Below are 22,528 nucleotides of genomic sequence, written 5' to 3'. Positions count from 1 at the left end.
GGTGCACTTCCTCTCCGACAACAACCTGGCCCACCACTACGAGCGCTTCACCACGGGCTGGGTGCGCTCGGACGAGCTGCGCAACCCCGGTGGACCACCGGTCTACGTCGAGTCCCGGCTGGTGCCGAAGAAGGGGTCGTGGCTGGCCGAGCTCGACGGCAAGACCACCAAGCAGCAGCGCATCGACTGGGGTGTCGAAGGCAGCAGCAGCTCGCGGCTCGGCGTGTCCGGGGAGCTGCGCGGGGGCTGGCGGTTCATCCCGAAGCTGGCCTTCCTGCACCTGGGCCCGTACCTCGGGGTGGGGTGGCAGCGCAGCCGTGGGTGGGCGGCCACCCACATCGGAGCCTCCCGGCGCAACGTCGACCAGAGCTCCCTGGGCGCCTACGACGTCGAGTTCGTCCGCGAGACCAGGGTGCGGTGGGGGTCCACCAGCGCCGTCGCGCCACCGGCCCGGACACCGGTGGAGCTGGTGCTCGCCGACTCCCCGCACAACGCCCGCGACGCCGGCCTGCCCGTCACCGACGCCGTCCGCGACGCCCGCAACACCGACCGCCGGACCGACACCCTCCCGCCCTACCTGGCCGCGGGCCTGGGCATCGGCCGGGCACACGTGCACTCCCTCGGCGCCGCACCGACCCGGCTGCGGGAGCGGATCGACCAGATCATCGCCTCGGTGGGCGGCCCGTTCGCCGACCTCGCCGTCGGCGACGGCAGCCACCGTGTGTCGACGAGCAGCTCGACGGTCCGCGACCTCGGTGAGACCTGGCGGATGCTCGACCACAACACCACCCAGACAGTGCTGGGAAGCAGCGCCGACTCCCTCTACGACGGCGGCGTCGACCTCGTGCTCGCGCGCGACCGCTTCCGCCGCACCGAGTACCTGCACCTGAGGATCAGCGCCGAGATGCGCGACGTCGGCGACGAGGGCCCGCTGTCCGGGATCAGCGTCAAGACCAGCGCCGGCAACCGCACCGAGTCCGTCAGCGGCGCCGGAACCGGGATCGAGGGCTCGCTGGGCCTGCGGGCCGGACTGGGGTTCGAGGCCGGCGTGGCCTACCCGGGCCTGGGAGGACGGGCCTCGGCCGCCCTCGGCCACAGCGACAGCGGTGCCGGCGGCACCATCACCGGTCGTCGCGCGGTCGCCGGTCCTGCCGGCCCCTCGCACCGGGTCACCGGCCAGAACGTCTACACGATCACCGCGGAGCGGTTCAGCGAGACCAACGCGCTCGGGCGGCTCACCGGCATCGGGGCACCCGGTCGGCACGTGAGCCCCAGGACACCGGTGGCGCTGCCCGACAACGCCGCGCCGATCCGGGAGCCCTTCGCGCTGGACGTGCCGGTCGACGAGATGCTCACGCCGGGCACACCGCCCGAGGCCCAGCGCATCCGGAGCCGCCCGCGGATCACCATGGACAGTCCCGTCGGCCCCCGGCAACGGGACTTCGCGCAGACCCTGCTGGCCGACAGCACGTTCACCTGGATCGGCGGGGTCAAGGAACGCCGCACCGCCGCCGAGGCCGCGCTGGCCGCCGCCGCCGGGGGCGACGCGGTGCTGGGCCGCCGCGGGACGGAGGACGGCCGCGCGCTGGAAGCCGTCCTGGCCCCGCAGCGGGTGTCCAACGACCGCGGGGTCACCGAACGCGGAATCGCCACGCCCGAGCAGGTGCACAAGCGGCGCTGGCGGGACCGGAGGGGCACCGTCGTGTCCACGCTGGGCCTCTACGACCTGAGGGTCGTCGACGTGCGGCACTCGCCGTCCACCGAGCGGGCCCGCAGCGAGGTCGTCTACGGCGGCTACCTGGCCTCCGGCTCCTCCTCGAACGCCCGGGGCGCCCAGGCCCGCGGGGGATTCGAGGTGAACGACTCGTCGCTGACCGCCCAGGAGCTGGAACGGTCCTCGCGGTACCCGACGGGGTCGGGCGGGATCTACGGCGGCTACCAGGTCGGCGCCCGCGAGACCGAGGCCCGGGCGACCCTCGGCGCGCGGGAGACGTTCAACGACGGGTCCGGCGGCAGGTCGTTCGTCGTGAAGGCCCGTGGCGTGGTCACCCATCGGGCGACGTCCTGGGAGAGCAACCAGCTCCTCGACACCGTGCACACCCCCACCCGCCGGACGGCGACCCGCTACGTCGACCTGCCCGACCACGTGTTCCTCTCCGTCGGAGAGGAACAGATGCGGGCGTGGGGGCTGCTCCCGGCGGAGGAGAACCGCCCGCACCAGGCCCCGGTGGACCTGCAGGTGCCGCCGACGCTGCGCGGTGACGACCCCGTCGGCGGGCTGGGCTGGCCGACCGACGACGGGCTGCGTGCCCCCCTGGGGGACATCGAGCGGCAGCTCCGGAGGCACTTCGCGGGCCGGCTCGACGCCGAGGACGTCGCGCTGATCGCCGAGCGCCTCACCGATCCGCAGCGGGGTGTCTCCGCAGCCGACCTGAAGGGGCTGCACAGCAGCCTCGGCGGGGACGGGGTGCCGCTCGCCGCCTCCCGGCGGGGCTTCTTCGTCCACCACGACCTGTCCGCGCACCTGTCGTTCGTGCCGGACACCGCGCCGGGCGCCACCCGCGTCGAGCAGGTCGTCCACGACGGACACGCGCCCAAGGTCGAGCAGTACCTCGCCGACCAGGTGTCGTCGACGTCGGCGCACACCTCCGGACCGGTCGCGCAGGTCGGCGGCGCACTCGGCGGCCGCGGCGGCAGCGGGGGCGAGGACCCGTACTACGGCGGCGGCTCCGGTGGGCTGGGTGCGTCCTCGTCGCGGACCGACACGCACACCGACACCACGGCCGACACCGTCCGCGGGTGGCGCTTCCTCGGCTACGACGGGCCCACCGCGATCATCGGGCAGACCGGTCGCCTCGCGCTGACCGTCGCCCGCGACGGCGAGACCATCCCCGGGCCGACGTCGGCGCCGTTCACGCTCCGGCACCGCGTACCCGCGGCCTTCCTGTCCTCGCTGCCGGACCTTCCGCAGCCGCCGCCGGACCAGACCCGCCCCGCCGCCCCCGGCGGTGACGCGCCGCGGATCGACCCGGACACGACGATGGGCACCGTCCGCACTGACGGCGTCGCGATCAGCCGCGCTGTGCAGGACCACCTCGCGACGGTGGACGTGCCGGACGCGTTCCGCCGGCCCGGCGAACCGGGCCGCCACCAGCTCGACGTGCTGTTCTCGCCCGAGCACCTGGACTCCTGGATCCCGTCGATGCTGAAGGGCCCGGCGACGTTCCCGCCGGTCGTGCACCCCACGCAGGTGGGGGTGACGCTGACCCCGCGGATCTCGGTGACCCCGTCGTCCCTGCACACCGACGGGGTGTCCGCTGCGCTGACCCTCGGCGCCGAGTCCAACCTCCACATCGGGAACCAGACCGCCTCGTCGCAGAGCCACTCCGGTGACGTCGTCGGCTCGGTCATCGGCGAGGGCCGTGACGTCGGCAGCAGCCGCGGTGACGCGCGCGCCGAGGGTGCGGCGGGCGCCGCGACCAGCAACCGCGGCGGTCAGGCCCCGTTGGCCGCCCGCGAGCACGAGACGAAGCTCGGTGATCCCGTCCGGCTGCTCGGCGGCCGGTTCGAGTACCGGGTCGACCTGGAGCTGAACCGGCCGGGCCGGGCGCCGCAGACGTTCACGGTGCCGACGGTGACCGGCCGCGGGATGCAGCTCTTCCTGGCCGAACGGCACGCCGCGGACCTGCTCGGCCCGATGCCCGAGACGGTGCGCACCGCGATGGAGCAGGAGAAGGCCCGCGCCGGGGAGTGGCGGACCGCCGACGCCGCCCTGGTGGAGCTGCAGCGTCGCAACGACCAGCTGTGGCTCGACGCCGGTCCCCGCGGTCGCGCGACCCTCGCCCGGGACCGAGCCACCGAGATCGCGGCGATCGACGCCGACCGCCGGGCCGCCGCCACCCGGTTCGAGGAGGCGGCCCGGGCCTGGGCACGGGCCAAGACCGACCTCGACCGCCGCGTCCGTGAATGGGTGAGCCCCGGTACCGGCCGCGACGATGCCGTCCCGCCCCCGCCCGTGCGTCCGGCCCCGCCACCCCCTCCGGACCGCCCGGCCCCGCCGGTCCCTGCGCCGGCCCGGGACGTCCCGCCGCCCGCACCGACACGTGCTGCCCCTCCGCCGCCGAGCGATGCGCCGCCGCCCCCGGCCGTGCCGCACCCGTCGGTGCCCGAGGTGCCCACCGACGCCCAGGCCGCGGCGATCGGCCGGGCCCTGCAGGTCTACGACCGCCCGTCCGGCCCGGACGAGGTGCGCGAGGCGTACACGCAGTGGCGCGGGCGCGGCGAGCCGATGCCGCGCGGCGGCGACTGGTCGCTGGCCGCGGCCGTCGCGAACCCGGACCGGGCCGGCGACGGACCCGGGGCCCACGCGATCGGTGTGGAGGCGGAGTTCCTGCGCCACCGGCTGGTCAACCTCGAGGAGTACGTCTCCTCCGGCGACGAGCTCGCCGGCTCCGCGGCGCTGACCGCGGTGGCCGAGATCGGCCCGGCGGGGATGACGCTGGAGCTGATCACCGAGCCGGCTCGCCTCCTCGACGGCGACGTCGACCGGATCCCCGTCGAGGAGAGCACGGCGGCCCTGGACGGGGTGCTGAACCGGCTGGCGGCCATGACCGGGTCCACGCCGCTCTCCACCATCTTCCCCTCGCCCGAGTACCGGCTCTCGCCCGATGCCGACGGCGTCCGGGTCGAACCGACGACGGGGGGCGTCGGCGTGGCGGTGTCGCCCCACTACACCGCCGGGACCGCCGTCGCGGGTCTCGCCGACCTGCTGACGTGGTTGTCCGGTCGTCCGGCAGCGGTCGACGTGTTCCCGGCCCGCGCGGCGCGCCTGCACCTGGCGGACGGGTTGGACCTGGGACGGCGGCTGGCCGAGGAGATGGCGACGGACCCGGCGTTCGCCGGTCGGGCGCCGCACACCTGGGCCGCGACCCGGGCGGCCGTGCACGGCACCGTCGCCGCGCTGTACCTGCAGTTCGCGGCCATGGCACAGCATCTGCACGCCAATGCCGGGGTGTCGCTGACCAAGAACTTCTCCGCGTTCAACCTGCGGCACTTCCCCGACCACGTCGTCGAGGGGACCGGCCCGGAGGGCGCGGCCTGGCTGCGCCGCCACTCGGCCACGGTGATGGACCGGTTCGCCTCGACGTTCCGTGCGGTGGACACGGGCGAGGGGCGCGGTGACCCCGACGCCGGCCTGCTCGACCGACGGCTCCCGCCACGCTGGAGAGACGACACCGAGCGGAGCACCGCGACCCTGCGCGACTGGTTGTACGGCGGGTTCGGCGACGACCCGCACCGGCGCCGGGTGGGTCCCGACGAGGCACTGGGCATCCACACGGTGCTGCCGGAGCTCGACCACAACCGCGCCGCGAACGGCACCCCCCGCCTGGACCCGCCCGCCGCCGTCGGGGAGATGCGCCAGGAGGGGCCGCGCTCCCTGCACGTCGGCGGGTCGCCCTTGGCCGGCCGCCAGGACGTGCTGACCGGCATCCGTGAGATCGGTGCGGCGAGCCGGAACGCCTACGCCGCGGCGGAGGCACTGCGCGTACAGGAGACGATCGAGGCGACGCCGTTCGCCGCCCCGGGGACCTGGGCCCGTGCCGTGCGCGGCGAGAGCCTCGGCGCCGGGGTCGCCGCCCACGAGACCTGGCGGGGGAGGCCGACGGTCTCCCCAGGCACCGACCCCACCCGGGTCCCGGCGGCCGTCGCCGAGGTCGAGAACGCCTTCGGTGCCCGGCTGGCCCCGGTCGGGGACGGGCCGGCGGCGTTCACCACCGTCGTCGACCGGGTCCGCCACGCCGGCCACGGGGCCGACGCGATCGTCCACGCCTATCCGGCGGCAGCCGACCCCCGTCGTTCCTACGGCCGCGACGAGTGGGTCGGGCCGGTGCGCCGTGTCTGGAACCTGGTCAACCACGAGGGCACCGTCTGGATCGTCGACCCGCGGACCGGTACGGCCGCCGTCGCCGGTCCCGACTCGATCCCGCGGACCGGCCGGGTGTTCGCCGTGGGCGCCGATCCGGATGCGGCCCCGATCCGGTTCGCCTCCGACGACGCGTCCGGGGCCGCTGCGAGCTCCCCGGGAGCGGGGGCCCGCCCCGAGACCGGCCCGCCCGGCGACGGCCCGGACACCACGACCGGGCCGCCCGCCCCCACCCGGTCGTGGCGGCCGGGCCCGTTGTGGCACACGGACGGGACCACGGCCGCCGCCCCGCAGCTGCCGGACCCGCTGCTGCCCGCGCAGTGGGAGGCACGCCGCGGCGACGCGCCGTCCGGGACCGCGCACACCGAGCTCGTCCGCGTGCTGCGGCAGCCGGACGGCACCCTGACCCCGCAGGGCAACCCGGTGACCGTCGACGTACGCCGGATCGAGGTCGAGCCGGGACGCTGGGTGCGCGAGCTGACCCTGCCGCTGCACCTGGTCGGGGACCCCGCACACGTCGCCCGCGCCACGGACCTGGCCGCACAGGCGCTGCGCGAGCACGTCGACGGCCGCTACGAGCTGCCCGGCGGCGACCAGCTGCACCTGCGCATCGAGCCGTCCACGCGTGCCGACGCGAACCGCGTCCTGGTGACCTCCGAACCGGACTACACCGGGGCGAACTCGACGTCGCTGCACTGGCGGCTGGAGCACCTCGAGCGCGGCGACGACCCCGCACTCGCGGTCGGCCGCACGTTCCACGAGCTGCTGCACCGCGTGGGTCTGCCCGACCGTTACCGGGTCCCCGGTGCCGTCCTCGGCGGGGCCGTCGACGCGACCGGCGTGATGGGCACGGACTGGCGCAGCACGCTGCTCACCGACGCCGACCTGGCCCGGATCGACCAGGTCGCGCGCCAGGCCCCCACCCACGATCTGCCGCTGCCGGGGTCCAGGAGCGCCGCACCGCCGGTCGCGGGGAGCCCGGCAGCGCGCCGCGGTCCCGACGGGGAACCGATCGCGCCGGACTCCTTCGACTGGGGCCCGGTCCCGTCCGGCGACCGCGACAGCACACCCGGCTCGGAGCACCCGTACGACTCCGCGTACGACACCGACTCCGCGTACGACACCGACACCGCTCACGGGCCCGACGACGCGACCCGGCTCACCGTCGCGTTCGGCGAGGGTGACCACCGCGTGGACCCGACCGGGCGGGTCGCCGTGCAGGCCGCCACCGACCGGTGGATCGACGACGTCGTCGCGGCCCGCAACGAGGGCCGTCCCACTCCCGCCCTGACGGTGACCGGGCACGGCAACGGCTCCCGGTCGGCGTCCCGGGCGTGGGCCGACCGCACCGCTGCGGAGCGGACCGGCCTCGACCGGGCCCGCGCGGTCGAGGCGATCGCCCGGGCCCGCCTGCGCGCACGGATCGCCGACGGCGGGACCGACGGGCTCGCGGAGCGCGACTTCCGGATCGTCGCCACCGGGACGGTGCGGCCGCCGTCGCCCGGGGCGTCCCCGGCCGAGCACCGCGTCGCGGTGCTGGGACACGACACCTCCGACGTCACCGCCGTGGACTCGGTGCACGACGTGCCGTTCCGCAGCGGCGCCACCCGCCTGGACGCCGCCGCCCGACGCGAGCTGCAGAGCATCGCCGAACAGGTCCGCGAACGGGCCCGCCTGGCCCGCGCCCTGGGGCTGCCGCCGCCCCGCCTACAGCTCGTCGGCGACGGCATCGGACACCACGCCGACCGGCTCCTCGGCGCCGTGCGCCGGCAGCTGGGCGACGCCGACACCGACCGGGCGGGCCGCCCGCGCGACGACGTCGCGCACCGTCGCGCCACCGGCCACGCCCGCGCCACCGCGGCCGCCGTGTACCTGCGCGGCCTGCTCGCCGACGTCGAGGGCGGGGTCCGGGTCACCGCCCGGTCCGCCGTCGACGCGCCCGACGGCGTCGTCCCGCCCCCGTCGCGCGGGGTGCAGGCGCTCGTCGACCAGCCGGTCCGGCGCACCGTGATGGGCGACCCGCAGGGGCGTCACCTCGCCGACGTCCCGCGCCGGGTGCACGTCCCCCTGCTGAACGGCCGGCTCGACTCCCGGAGCCTGCGGTCGCTGGCCGCGTGGGCGCAGCGGACCGGTGACCCCGCCGCCGTGCACGTCTGGACCGACGCGGGACGACTCACCGAGACCGCGCGGGTCAGCCTGGACCGACGCGGGTTCACCGTCCGCGACGTCGCCACCGAGTTCCCCGCCGGAACCCGCGCCTCGGACCGCATCCTCAGCCGCCTGCTCACCGACGACCTCGACCGGGCCGGCGCCGACGTCGCCGTCGCCGTCCTGCACCGCGACGGGGGCATCTGGGCCGAGCCCGGTGTCCTCCCGGACACCCTGGAGCCGCTGCCTGAGGTGATGCCGCTGATGCCCCGCGGTCTCACCGACGGCGAGCCGCTGTTCCCCCTGCTCACCCGCCCCGACGACGGCTCGGGAACGCCGCCCACCGGGTTGATGGTCGCCCCGCCCGGGTCCCCGTTCCTCGGTGCGCTGCTGGGCTCCCCGCGCCTGGCCGAGGACGGCTTCGTCGCCGGCCGTCTGCACGGGTACCTGGAGACCCGGGGTCTGGTGGACCTCGACGCGCCCCGCGACCCGAACGCGGTGCGCGCGCTGCGCGACGACCTGGAGTCGGGCCGCTACCGGTTCGACGACGACGTCCTGGCCCCCTGGACGGGCCCGGACCCCGGCCCCCGGCGCGGCGCCGGGCCCGCCGGGACGGGATCGGCGACCCGCACCGCCGGCCCGGGGCCCGACCGGCTGCTGCGTGTGCGGACCGTCGGGGCCGACCAGCGCCGCGCCGTCGCCGAGCTGATCGACGAGATGGTCCCCGGCCGCCACCGCCGTCGGGAACCGGCGGTGGCCGAGCAGCTCGACGAGATGCTGCGTGCCCGGCCGGAGGCGCTGCACAGCGGCCTGCCGTTCGACGTCCGGGTCGGGGGCCGCGTCTTCGAGGCCGTCGTCGCGATCGACCAGGACCCGGCCCGGCCCGGCCCGGTCCGCGGCCCCGACGCCCCGGCCGCGACCGACGGCACCGAGCAGATCCGCCGGGGCACCGCCACCTACGTCGAGGGCCTCGCCCACACCTCCGGCCTGTCGGTCCCGGTGGTCGGCACCGGCGGCTCCATCACCGGCTTCGGTGGCGGCGGGGTCACCCTCGGCGGCAGCGACACCGTGCACCACCGCACACGCAAGACCGTGAACGTCGACATCGGCTACGACGGCAAGCACCCCCCGGCCGGCGACGTCCCGGTGCGGTTCACCGTGACGCTGCGCGACGACACCGGGGCCCTCGTCGGACCGGGCCCACGTACCCTCGCCGGCACCGCGAGCGGCTGGTTCGACACCGCCGACCGCCGGTCCGGCGGGCGCGTCCCCGCCCGGCTCGACGGCACCGCCGGCCCCGCACTGTCCAACGCCACGGTCCTCGACATCCGCACCCCCGGCGTCGACGCAGCACTGGCCCGGCTGGCCGGCCAGCTCCCTCCGGAGCTGGTCAGGCCCGGGACGCCGGGACACAACCGGCTTGCCCACTTCCTGTCCGACAACACCCTCACCCACCACTTCCAGCGGCTGACCGGCGGCTGGATGAAGTCCGACGAGCTGAGCGTGGGCGGTGGCCGGTCGGCGTACGTCATGGCCCGGCTGGTCCCCAGGGCCGGGTCGTGGCGCGGCCCGATCGCCGGCAAGACGACGCTGTCCCAGCGCATCGACTGGGGCGTCGAGTCCGGCCGCAGCCGGGGCCGCGGTGTGTCCGGTGAGCTGCGCGGCGGCTGGCGGGTCGCCCCGAAGTTCCTGTTCCTGAACCTGGGTCCCTATGTCGGTGCGGGCTGGAGCCACCGCCGCGGGTGGTCCGCCAACCACATCAGCGCCTCCCGGCGCAACGTCGACCAGACCCGCCTGCAGGCCTTCGACGTCGACTTCGACCTGGAGATGAAGGTCGCCTGGGGTTCGACGAGCGAGACCGCCCCGCCGGTGCGGGTGCCGGTCGAGACGCTGCTCGCCGACGACCCGCACAACGCCCGCGACGCGGGTCTCCCGGTGCCCGACGAGATCCGCGACGCCCCCCGCTCGGCCCGCACCGACACCCTGCCGCCCTACCTCGCTGCGGGCCGCGGCATCGGTCGCGCCCACGTGCACTCCCTCGGCGACGCCCCGGCCCGGCTGCGGGAGCGGATCGAGCGGATCGCCGCCTCCGAGGAGGGCGGCATGGCCTCGCTGGTCGACCACGACGGGGCACACCGCACCGCGTCGAAGGCCGGCACCGTCGAGGGCTTCGGCGAGAGCTGGCGGATGCTCGACCACCAGACCACCCACGCCGTCCTCGGTGCGACGGCGGACCAGCTCCACGACGGCGGCGTGCACCTGCTGTTCGCCCGGGACGGCGTGCGGCACACCGAGTATCTGCACGTCCGCGTCGACGCGGAGATGTCCGGCGTCGTCGACGAGGGACCGCGGGCCGGCGTCGCCGCGAAGAGCAGCGCCGGCCACCGCACGGAGTCCACGGCGAGCGCGGCCAGCGCGTTCGACGCCGGCTTCGGCGCCCGGTTCGGCCTGAGCTTCGACGTCGGCCCGATGTACCTGGGCGGGACGGCCCGTGCCGGCTACGCCCACGGCGGCGACGCCGGGAACGCGGTCGGCACCGTCACCGGCCGGCGCAGCGTCGGAGGCCCCGGCGGCGACGCGCACCGCGTCACCGGACTCAACACCTACCGCGTCACGGCGGAGAGGTTCTCCGTCACCAACGCGTTCGGCCGGGTCACCGGCATCGGCCGGCCGGGCCTGCAGGCCGTCGAACGGACCCCGGTGCCCGACGTCGCCGAGCCGCCCGTCGCCGAGCCGTTCGCCCTCGACGTGCCGAAGGAGGAGATGCTGCAGCCGGGGACGCCGTCGCGTCTGCAGCGCGTCCCGATGCCGGGCGCACCGACGGCGACCCCGATCGGACGGAACAGGACCAACCTCGCCCCGACCCTGCGACCCGACACGATCCTCACCTGGGTCGGCGGGGCGGCCGCCCGCCGCGCGGCGATGGAGCAGGCCTTCGACGCCACGACCGGGGCCGGGGTGCTCGCCCGGTCCGGCACCGACGACGGCCGCGCCCTCGACATGACCTTCGGCCCGGAGCGGATCGCCAACGACCGCACCGTGACGCAGAAGGGGATCGGGACACCGGTCTTCGTGCACAAGGGTCGCCTGTTCGACCAGCGCGGCACGGGGGAGGGCGAGCTGATGCTGTTCCGCCCGCGGATCCTGTCGGTGGACCACGCACCACCCGTCGACCGCTCCCGCAGCGAGGTCGTCTTCAGCGGTGGCCTGGCGTCGGGCAGCAGCAACCGCACGCACACCGTCACCGGGACCGCAGGCGTCGAGGCCAACGACACGGCGCTGACGGCACAGGACATCGCCGCCGCGAACGGGCACCCGACCGGATCGGGGGGCGTGCACGGCGGCTACCGGGCGTCGCACCGGGCGGGCCGCTCGCGCGGTACGTCGGGGGCCAGCGAGACGTTCCACGACCTGGGCAGCAGCCGTTCCTACGTCGTCGTGATGGACGGGGTGTTCAAGGCGACGGCGCGCACGACGGCCACCAACCGGGCGCTGGACCTGTTCCGCACGCCCACCGAGCGGACCGCGACCCGCTACGTGAACCTGCCCCGGCAGGTCTACGTGTCCGCGGGTGAGGCACAGCTGCGGGACTGGGGCCTGCTGCCCCCGGAGCTGCCGCGTCCGGACACGGCCGACGTGCCGCTGCAGGTGCCGTCGCGGCTGCGCGCCGCGTCGCCGGTGGGCGGCCTCGGCTGGGCCATGGACGAGGGCGTCGCCGGACCCCTCGCCGACCTGGCGGCGAAGATCCCCGCGCACTTCGACGGGGTGCTGTCGGAGGCCGACATCCGCACCGTGACCGAGCGGTTCACCGATCCGCAGCGCGGGTTCACCGCCTCGGACCTGAAGGGCATGCAGGACAGCCTGGCCGGCAACGGCCTGACCTTCACCGGCTCCCGCGGCGGTGTGGTCGGCCACCACGACCTGACCGGGACCCTGCGGTTCGTGCCCGACCCGGCGCCGGACGCCGCGCGGGTGGAGCGGGTCGTCCACGACGGGCACGCGCCCAAGGTCGAGCAGTACCTCAGCGACCAGCGGATGAGTGTGACCGCGGTGTCGTCCGGGCCGAGCGCCGACATCGGTGGCAGCGCGGGGGGCCGGGAGGGCTCCGTCGACGGGAGCCCGCACTACGGCGGCGGGCTCGCCGCCGGGGGCGCATCCTGGTCGTCGACGAGCCACCGCCCCGACGCGACGGCCCACACCTACCGCGGCTGGCGCTGGCTGGGGTCCGACGGCCCGACCGCGATCCTCGGCCGCGACGGACATCTGGAGCTGTCGGTGTCCCGGGACGGGACGACCACCCCGTCGCTGGCCTCGGTGCCGTTCACCCTGCGTCAGCGGGTCCCGGCGTCGTTCCTGTCCACCCTGCCCGACCCTGCGGTCCCGCCGCCGAACCAGATGCGTCCGGCGGCGGCGGTCGACCCGGAGACCGTCCTCGGCAACATCCGCGGCGACGCGCAGCGCGCCCGGACCGCGTTGCAGCAGGCGTTGCGGGCCGCGGACGTCCCTCGGGCCTGGACGGCCCCGGGGGCGCCCGCCCACCACGCCCTCGACGCGATGTTCACCCCCGAGTACCTCGACCCCTGGATCCCGCTGCTGCTGGACGGCCCGACCGACCTGCCGCCGGTCGCGCACCCGAGCCTGCCCGGCTCCACGCTGACGCCGCGGCTGCGCATCGTGCCCGAGTCGCTGCACACCGAGGCCGTGTCGGCCCAGCTCGGGGTCGGTGCGGAGTCCAACTCCATGACCTCGACGGTCGCCGGTCCCTACAGCGAGGTCTCCAGCGGTGTCCGGAGTGGCCTGGTCGGGGACGGCCGTACCGTCGACGAGTCCCGCGGCGACCTGCGCGGCGACGCCCAGGGACAGTCGTCGGCCAGCAACCGGTCCATGCAGCTCCCACTGACCGGACGCGAGCACGAGACCAAGCTCGGCGGCTCGGTCCGCATCCTCGGCGGCTCCTACCGCTACGAGGTCGGGGCGGTCCTCACCCGGCCCGGTCGCGCCGACCTGGACATCACGGGCACGGTCCGGGGCGGGGACCTGCGCCTGTTCATCGGCGAACGCGACGCCGAGGCGCTGCTGGGGCCGATGCCGGCCGAGGTGCGTGCCGCGATGACCGACGAGAAGGTGCGCGCCGACGCCTGGCGCGCCGCCGACACGGAGCTCGTCGCGGTCCAGCACCGCTACGACGAGCTCTGGCTGGACACGCCCGCGGAGGACCGCCGTCGGCTGGAGAGCCTGCGTGGTGAGGCGACCGGCCGCATCGCGACCGACCTCCGCGTGGCCGGCGAACGCTACGCCGACGCCGCCCGCGAGTGGGCCGAGGCCAAGACCGAGCTGGACCGCCGCACCGCCCAGTGGGTGCAGCAGCGTCCGGTGGCGCCCGCGCCGCTGCCGCCCCGCGCGCGGCGGCTGGGCACGATCCCCGAGGACGACGAGCCCCCGGCGCCCACCCGGTCGGGGAGGAGCACGGCCCCGGGAGACCCCGGGACGGTCGTGCACCAGCCCTTCCGGGCACCGGAGACGCCGACGCGACCGCAGATGGACGCCATCCGCGTCGCCCTGGACGGCCGTGGGCTGCGCTCCAGCCGGGACGACTCGTTCGAGATCTACCAGCGCTGGCGCGAGCAGGGCCTCCCGGTACCGCCGTCGCCGACCGAGCTGGCCCGCGCCGCGGTCGAGCACGCCGACCGCAACGGCCACACCGCCGAGGGACGTCTCGCCGCCGCGATCACCGACCGGGACGGTCGGCCGCAGCCGTTCGTGACGCCGGACCGCTGGGCACACCTGCTGCAGGGCGACCCCGCGGACGCCGCCGTGGCCGTCGTGGAGACCTGGCACGGGACTCCCCGGCTACCCGACTCGGACCACGGCCGCGTGGCGGAAGACGTCGTCGCCGCGGGACTCGGCACCGAGCTGACCACCGTCGGGGTGGGCGCGGACGCGTGGGCCGCGGTGTCCGCGGCCGTCCGGGGCGCGGGACACGGCGCCTCGGCCGTCGTGGAAGCCGCCCGGGAGACCGGCCGGGGACCGCGCACGGTTCCCGCCATCTGGGTGCTGCTCCAGGACGGGGACACCCAGTGGCTCGTCGATCCGCGGGCCGGTACCGCGACGCGGGTCGGGCCGGACGGTCTGCCCGCCGTCCGCGAGGTGCGCGCCGCCGCGGTCACCGGCGGTCGGGCGCCGCTGCCGCTGCCCAGCCACTCGGCCGTGCCGGAGACCGCGCCGACCCCGGAGCCGACCCCGGAGCCGACCCCTCGGCCGGAGCCCGCCGTCGCGGACCCCGCGGCGGACCGGTCCGGCCCCGCCGGGTCCTCCTTGCCCCAGGGGGATCGCCCCGGCGACCCGACCGAACCCGGTGGGTCCGGAACGCAGAGCCCGACCGTGCCGCCGTTCGTCGTCCTCGATCCCGGCGCGGTGGGCTCCGCCACGACGACGTCGTCGGCGCCCCGGACGGTGGACGACCTGGCCTGGACCTACTCCGGATCCCGTCCCACCGCCGCCGCCGAGCTGCACGAGGCCTGGCACGGGCAGCCGCACGCCCCGCGCGAGGAGCCGTCCGGGCCCGTCGGTACCCGTCGGATTCTGGAACGGACCTTCGGCGCTCCGTGGACCGCGGTCGGCACCGGTCCGGCCGCGCTCGGCGCGGTCATCGACACCGTCCGGGCCGCCGGGCCGGGCGCCGACGCGGTGGTCTGGGGCGCGTTCGAGCGCGACCCCGCCGTTCCACCGACCGGAGAGGGACACCCCCGGCTGATCGGGCCGACCCACTGGAACCTGCTCAACGACGGCGGCACGGTGCAGCTCGTCGAGCTGCGCACCGGCGACGTCGTCCCGGCCACCGCCGACCACCTGAGCTACCTGGGCCGGGTCGAGGCGGTCGGGACCGGCGCCGACGGCGTGCCGTTGGTCTTCCCCCGGACAGACCACCGGTCCGTTCCGCGGCCCCCGTTCGCCGACGACCCGACGGCCGTGTTCGGGCTGCACGAGCCGATCTGGCGACAGCTGCGGGGATCCGGTCTCGACGGGCACCTGGCGGTGCACGATCTCTGGTGGGGCCGCCCCCGCGCCACGCCGGACTCTGGCGCGACGCCCGCACCGGCCGCGACCCCCGATCCGGTCGGCACCCGGGCTCCGACCGAGAGCGACCGGGGTCGGAGGAACGTCCGGGACGAGATCGAGCGGACGTTCGGGTTCCCGCCGGTCGAGATCGGCACCGGCCCGGACGCGTGGGCCCGGTTCGCCGACGCGCTGCACGGCGGTGGCCACGGCGGCTCCGGGCTGGTCCGGATCGAGCACCCCGGCGACGGGCGCGTCGAGACGCTCTCCCTGCTGCAGGTCGAGGGTGACGTGCTCGTACTGACTCCGTCCGACGGCGGCGTCGTCCTCGCCGAGCACGTCGTCGTCCCCGACGATGCGCGCCTCACGGCGGTAGGGGTCACCAGCACGGGCGACCGTGTGCGGGCCGTCCCGGCCGACGAGCCGGAACCGTTCGTGCCCGGGCCATCGGTGCCCGAGGCGCCCCCCGTGGACGCGGTTCCGGCCGCCCGCTCCGGGCGCGCGGAGCCGCTGCACCGCACCGGCCCCCGGTGGCAGCAGGGGCACGAGCCTGCGGCGGACTCCGAGCAGCTGCACCGCCGCGACGTCGTCTGGGACGCCCAGCGGGCCGCGGCACCGGTGACCCTCGTGCGGGCCGACGCCATCACGGTGCTCCCGCCCGGTGAACGGGACGTCGGCATCTCCCGGTTCGCCGACCTCGCGCCGGTGGAGGTGCGCCGCTACGAGGTGTTCCCCGGGCACTTCGTCCGTGAGCTCACCGCCGCAGTGCGGCTGGTGGGTGACCCGGCCGCGGTCGCCGAGGCCACTGCGTTGGCCGTCGAACAGCTGGAGCTGCTCAACTACCGCTACCGGCTTCCCGGCGGGGACCAGCTGTACCTGAGTCTCGATCTCTCGCCCACCCGCCCCGAGCATCAGGTCGTCGTGGTGGAGGACGTGCCGTGGGTTCGCGGGCAGTCGCCCACGTCGCACCAGGAGCGCTGGCAGCTGGACCAGATCCGCAGCCTGAAGGCGATGGGGTCCGCCGTCGCGGCGCACGAGCTCTCCCACGTGTTCGGCCTGCCGGACAGGTACGGCCCGCACGGGAACGCCGCGGCCGTCGGCGGGACCGTCACGTACGGCGCCTTGATGGGCCCCGACGGCATCCTGGTGTACACCGAGGCCGATCTGGCACGCCTCGACGCCCTGTTCGGCGGGCCACAGCTGCCGAGCAGGCCGCTTCCGTCGGTCACCACGCCGACGGCCCGGGATCGGCTGGTGCCGGGCAACCACCAGTGGGCAGCGATCCAGAACGTGCTGAGGGAGCTGGGTCTCCCCGTCGTCCGGGACGATCGTCCGGAGCCGACCGCCCCGGACCACCCGACCGCGTCCGGCGATGCCGCGGCGACCGCGCGGGACCGCGCGGCGTACCACGGGAACGAGGCCTACCGCACGGCGTTGCTGGACGCCTACGACGCGTGGCGGCGGCGGACCTCTCCGCTCCCCTTCGACGTCGACACGCTCGCCCGGGCGACCGTCTCACTGGCCGAGATGCGCAACCTGGTGCGCGATCTGCTCCCGTTCACCACCGACCGGACGGACCGGTTCGCGCTGCATCGTGGGGCGTGGGAGGAGTTGGCGGGCAGCGGTCTCGACGGGCACCTGGCGCTGCACGACCTGTGGCGTGGACGCCCACGGGAGGTCGTCGCCGAGCCCGCCGCGGATGCGGTCGAGCAGACGTTCGGCGCCCCGCTGGCGGAGATCGGCACCGGCGTCGCCGCCTGGGTGCAGGTCCACAACGGCCTGGTCCACGGCGGTGACGGCAGCTCGGCGCTGGTCCGGATGCATGACCCGGCCACGGGACGGACCGAGACGGTGTCGATGATCCACAGCCGGGGAGCCGTGGTCGTGCTGACTCCGTCCGACGGCGGCGTCGTCGCCGCGGTGCGGCGGGAGCCGGGCGCCGGCGTGGTCGTCTCGGCCGTCGCGACGGGCCGCGACGGCAACCTGCTGCGACTGCACGATCCCGCGCCGGCCGACGGCGTATCCACCGACGGCGTATCCACCGACGGCGTGCCCACCGACGGCGTGCCCACCGACGTCGTGCCCACCGACGTCGTGCCCACCGACGCCGCCCCGGAACCCACCCCCGCACCCGAAGCTGCTCCCACGCCCGAGCCGGCCTACGCCCCCGCCCCGGGCAACACCCTGGCCCCAGCGACCCAGAGCGGTCCGACCACGGGCGTCGACCACGTCGTCACGGTGGCCGCCGCACTGTTGCCGCGCCCGCCCGCCGACAACGATCTCGCCTCCCTGCGGCACGCCGTCCGGGACGACGTGGGTGCCCTGCTCGACGGCCGCATCGTGCGGGTCGGCCGGGAGAAGGTCCTCGTCACCGTGGCCCCGGACTGGTCGGCGGCGACCCCGGTCCACGGTGGCTCACCCGAGCCCGCAGGCGCGTCCCGTGAGTCCCACCGGGGCTCCTCGGCGGCGACGTCGTCGTCGCGGTCGCCGATGACCCGTTGGTTCCTCTTCGTCCCGGCGGTCCCCGGTCTGTTCGGCCTCGGTGGGGTGACCCTGCCGACCGGGGCGTCGACGCACCGCACGGCCGTCCGCTCGGAGTCCGAGCAGGTCGCGATCTCGGTGACGCTGCCCGAGCGGCCCGAGGGCGGCACCGGGTTCCGGGGCATGCGTACGGTCGAGGTGCCGCTGCGCTTCAGCCTCACCAGGGTCGACGCCGCAGGCGACCCGATCGGCCCGACGACGACGGTCGGGGACCGTCCCGGTGACCCCCGGGTCTCGGCCGGGATGACCGTGCCTGTCGGGCTCCGCAGCACCGGGACGACGGTGCCGCTGCCGCCGACCCTGCCTCCGTCGTTGGTGGAGGGCGCGCACCTGGACTCCTCGACGCCCGGACGGCACCAGCGGACGGCACTGCCCGCCACCCCGGAGCGGACGCCGGACGTGGCGCGACAGCTGGCCGAGCACATCGGGTCGGCGAACCCCCACACCCTGCGTGCGCTGCGGACGGCGCTGAGCGCGGACGGCCTCGCCTCGCAGCTGCCACGGATGGCGGTCGGCCCGCGCCAGGCCGGCAGCGGCGCCGGCTGGGTGGACTCGGTGTCGTTGCTCCCCAAGAGCAACCCGCTGCTCTCGCTGTTCAGCTCGCACGGCCGCAGGCTCCAGCTGCGGGCGGTCGCCCGGGAGGTCGAGTACCTGGAGACCATCGAGGGAGCGAGCTGGTCCACCACGACGAAGGGCGCCGCGACGGCCGCCGGCGGCACCCGGGCGAGCCGGGCGGGCGAGGGCTCACTCGGGGCCGGAGCGGGCGTCGACGTCGGCCTGGTCACCGCGGCGGCCGGTCCGCTCGGGGCGGGCGGCCGCTCGGCCGAGACCTCCCACGCCCACGACCGCACGACCACCCACGAGTCGACGCAGGACCGGACGGGCCCGGTCGTGCGCTACCGCACGGTCTACGACCTGGAGGCCCGCCTCCCGGGCCAGGCGCCGATCACCTTCGACCGTGCGCTCACCGCGCAGCACTGGACAACCCCGGAGGAGGCGGCCGGCACCGGCGTCCTCCCCACGGCGGACGGCCTCCCGGGAGGCCCGTCGGCGTCTCCCGAGCCGCAGGCGACGAGCGAGAAGCTCGCCGCGATCATGCGGGACTCGGTGGCGTTGCTGCCGGGCCACCACCGGTGGTCGTGGCGGGACTCGACCTTCGCCACCTCTTTCGACGACACCCGGCTGAGCGGCGGGATCTCCGACCGCCACGAGCGCGAACTCGGCCGCACGGACGCGGTCGAGGCGGCGCTGTCGGCGGACCGGCTGCCCCGCATCACCCCGGACCTGCTCGTGGACGGGCCGCTCACCGTCGAGCTCACCCCCGAACCCGGCCGCGGCCACGACTACCACGTCGCGCTGCGGGTCTCGGCCCGGCTCGACGGCGAGCTGGTCGACCTGGGCCCCGCCCCGGAGCGCCCCTCGACCACGCGGATCGGCGAGACCGGTAGCGGCGAGCACACCGCGAAGCGGGGCTGGTCGGTCACCGGGGGAGTCGTCGGCCGGGTGTACTCGCAGCTTGCCGGGAACCTCGCACTGGCCACCTTCTACAGCAAGCTCGGGTACCACCGTTCCACCTCGACGACGATCAGGCACACCACCGGGTCCGACGTCGGGGGGGCCCGCGGCCCCCGGCTCGACGCCGACGGCGCGCCGGTGCCCGAGCCCCTGCACCGGTACCGGGCCCGGGTCGAGTACACCGTCACCGGGCACCACTGGTCCCGGCCCAACGCCCTGGTCCGGGGGGTCACCGTCGGCGGTTCCGGCCTCGGGGTCCCGACCCGTCAGGACCTGACCATCGTCGATCCCGGAGCCGCGGAGGCCGGACGTGCGCCGGGGACGGTCGTCGCTGACGTCGTGCTCGAACTGCCCGCCGGGTCCGATGCCGCCGCCGTGCGCGCCGAGCTGGAGCGCACCGTCGTACCGACCGACCGCACCGCCCTCCCCGGGATCGCGCTGAACGGGGACCCGGCGCTGCGCCGGGGCACGTCCCGCGAGCTCGACGGGATCCGGCTGCTGTCGGTGCACGGCCTCGAACACGTCCGGACCTCGGTGCGCGACCAGACCGTCGACGCCTCCGGTGACCCGGCCCTCGGGTTCGCCGACGGAGCGAACTCCGGCCTGATCGACACCGCGCTCTCGCAGAGCGCGCTGCGCGGCGACCCGCACCTGTTCTCCCGGCCGGTGCACCTGGACGGGCTCGGCTGGGCGCGTCGCCGGGCCGACACCCAGGCAGCGGCGGCGGTCTCGTTCTCCCTCCGCGAACCTCAGGTGCTGGACACGGTGTGGGAGCAGCCCTCGGGGGCGATCACCGGCGGCAGCGTCCTGGCCCGCGAGGCCGGGAGCGGCTGGTCGCTGACGAACTCGATCGAACCGGCGTACCTCGCCACGGGCGACCCGGGCGCCATCGGTGGCGGTGCCGGCAACGCGATCGGCCTGTTCCTCGGCGAGATCGGCCTGTGGGGTGGCTCGCAGTCCTTCCGGGACGGGGAGAGTGCTGCCGCGCAGACCACACGCACGATCTCCGGTGAGCCCCGGGCACTGCACCTGATCCGGGCCGACCTGGGCTCCACCGTCGCCGCCGAGGCGAGCCGCCGGGGCAACCTCGACCGATGGGAGGTGTTCGGGCGGTCCCCGGTGGGACGCTCCGCGGAGCGCTTCACGCTGCCGGGAGCAGTGCACGCCCTGGTGACGGACGAGAAGCTCCACGCGATCCGGACCCTGCAGGCGGAGGAGGACGCCCTCCGCGCCGCGGAGACCGGACCGCCCCGCCTGCCGGAGCTGGTCCTGGACCACACCCCCGGCGGGTCGATCCTGGCCGCCTCGTCGCGTCCGGCGGTCGAACCGGTGCCCGAGGGGCGGTCGCTGCCGGCGCCGGACCGGGTGGGCGGCGTCCTGCAGCCGGTCGACTTCAGCGACACTCTCCCGCTGCTGCGCGAGCAGCTGGTGCACCGGCTCGGGCCGGAGCGGGCCGAACGACTGCTCTCGTCCTCGGCCGTGACGACCCCGCACGACGGCCACCGCGAGGCGCACACCCTGCTGTCGGCCCTGCAGGGCTCGTTGCGTGACGCGATGGCCGACGGGGTGGGTATCGCGCTGAGGTTGGAGGACCGGCTCAGCGGCCGGACCTACGACCTGCGCGTCGGAGCCGAGCTGCTCGCACCGCCCGAGCCGCTGGGCGTGACCCACGGCGAGCTCACGACGACGACGGTCTCCACGTTCACCCGGACCGCCGCGCGCACCCTGCGCCGGGTCCTGGCCGAGGTCATCATGACCGTGGTGCCGGGCGGGATGTTCGTCCCCTCGACCGAGGCGGGTACCGCTCGACATGGTGCCCCGTACCTCGCGGCCGGTCTGGGGCTGGCCTACGTCGGGGAGTGGCTGGCCCAGACCCGGCAGACGGTCGAGGAGTGGGCGACGGCCCGGCAATCCTCGGAGACGGCGTCGGGGGTCCTGGCGGCACACCGTGCAGAGGTCCTGTTCGACGTGCGGATCGAGCGGCACGGTGAGCGGATCGCCGCTGCCCCCGCGGTCCGGACGGTCGAGCTCCGGTCCCTGGTCGAGGACACGCCGGCCGGTCGTATGCCGCAGGCCCACCGGCAGGTCCCGGCCTCGCGGACCACGATCCGGTCGGCGGACGAGGCCCGGCCGGACGCGCTGGCGGCCTGGCGGTCCGCGGACGCGGCCGCGCTGCCCGCCGATCCCGCCCGTGCCCGGGCCGTCGACTTCGCCGGCGACACCGGCGACCTCGTCCGGGCCGCCGAGCAGGCCGTCCGTGAGGGCGGCGGGACGGTCACCGCGGCGACCACCCGTGCCCTGCAGGCGGACCTGACCCCGAGCCGGTTGACGGCCTCGGCCCGCGAACAGCTCGAGCACGGGATGCCCCTGGTCGTCCCCACCAGCTCCGGCTTCGACCTGACCCTGCACGCCGTGCTCCCCGACACCGGCGAGCTGGTGGGGGCCAGCGACCGCATCCGGCTGGGTGGCTCCACCGCCCGGACCGGCGCGGAGCACGTCGAGTACGGGTCCGCCAGCGAGCACCTCGTCGGTGCCATGCCCGTCGTGTCCGGCGGGGTCCCGCACCCGCCCGAGTCGAACACCTACTCCGAGGGGCGGCAGCCGTTCGGCCAGGCCTCGGGCTGGGCGCTGGGCCTGGAGCCGCTGGGCGCGGCCGGGGCCGAGCACGAGCAGCGCGGCGCGACCTCCTCGGGCGGCACCGAACGCCCCGCACGCGGGCCGGGTGACGTGAGCCCGATCAGCACCCTCCACACGCACGGGACCCGGTTCAGGGTGGTCGCCGAGCCCCGGTCCGTGCCGCTCGGCTCCGGCCGGCGGACCGGCGTCGTCGACGTCGACCTCGACCAGGGGTACGTGGTCCGGCGCACCGACCGCGGCGAGAGCCTGCCCGCCGCGCTCGTGGCCGCGGTGCACCAGCTGGGTGTCAGGGACCGGGAGTGGGGCCGGGCCCGGTCGGAGCTGCGGGCCGCGGAGAGGGGCACCGGGGCCGATGCCGCCGCGAACGACCAGTCGGCCGCCGCGGAGCGCGAGCGGGCCGCCGCCGAGGCCTGGTGGTCGGCCAAGGGGAACTACGACGCCGAGCTGGCCCGGACCGGCACCCGTTCCGACAGCCCCCTCCCAATGCGAGGGGACCCCCCGCGTGACCCCGCCCCCGCCGACGGTCCTGGCGTGCCACCCGGCCCCGCGGTCCCGCCGGCTCACGAGAGCTGGGTCTCCGAGGCGGTTCCGAGCTGGGACGTCGACGGCGACGTGTCCACTCGCGAGCCCGTCCGGTCGGCCCACGAGGACGACGCCGTCCGGGCCGGGCACAGCGGTCAGTCCGCCCGGACACCCCCGACGCCGTAG

At 76.1% G+C, this 22,528-nt stretch carries 1 protein-coding gene (cut by a window edge); it reads left to right on the top strand.

The genetic code is table 11. The annotated features are described in order from the left end of the window. A protein-coding gene (locus Ae505Ps2_RS01065; protein ID WP_075553337.1) for a toxin glutamine deamidase domain-containing protein crosses the window boundary here: on the top strand, positions 1-22,528 show its 3' portion. 7,172 nt of this gene lie to the left of the window's left edge; 22,528 of the gene's 29,700 nt are visible here — the last part of the coding sequence; the start codon falls outside the window, past its left edge; the stop codon is at positions 22,526-22,528.

This window comes from Pseudonocardia sp. Ae505_Ps2 (genome assembly GCF_001932425.1).
GTDB lineage: Bacteria > Actinomycetota > Actinomycetes > Mycobacteriales > Pseudonocardiaceae > Pseudonocardia.
Note: the sequence above shows the minus strand (reverse complement) of the source record. Positions and strands in the feature narration are given on the sequence as shown.